1 protein-coding gene is annotated in these 662 nt (G+C 51.5%); it reads right to left on the bottom strand.

Features of this window, described 5'->3' with window-relative positions:
* Positions 1-662: AMP-binding protein (locus ACTXGO_RS15660; protein WP_443575172.1), on the bottom strand; the 662-nt coding region annotated here is incomplete at both ends.

Genomic DNA, 662 nt, shown 5'->3' on the forward strand with positions numbered 1-662 from the left:
AAGCAATCAGGCTCTTTTGGAATGATCAAAGCCGCTAACACCTCGCCATAACGCTTATCAGGAATGCCGACGACTTGTACATCGCGGATCTTGGGATGACGATACAGATAGTTTTCGATCTCGACAGGATAGATATTCTCGCCGCCGCGAATGACCATATCTTTACTACGACCGACGACTTTGACATAGCCATCCTCATCCATCGTCGCTAAATCACCCGTGTGCATCCAGCCGTCTTGAATGGCCTCGCGAGTCTTAAAGCGGCTGCCCCAATAGCCTTTCATGACCGAATAGCCACGCGTCAACAGCTCCCCTGTCTCCCCTAACGGCACAATCTCGCCCGTTTCGGTATCGACAACTTTGACCTCAAGAGCGGGCTGAACCAAACCGACAGTTGAGACTTGCTTTTCAAGCGGGGTATGTTTGTTAGTCTGACAGGACACAGGGCTGGTTTCGGTCATGCCATAAGCAATAGTAACCTCATCCATGTGCATCTCATCGATAACGCGGCGCATGACCTCAATTGGGCAACTAGAGCCTGCCATAATACCCGTGCGTAGCGTGGATAAGTCGTATTGCGCAAAATCAGGATGATCAAGCATAGCGATAAACATCGTTGGCACGCCATGCAGCGCGGTGCACTTCTCAGCCTGCACCGCCTC

The organism is Psychrobacter sp. T6-1 (genome assembly GCF_052258445.1).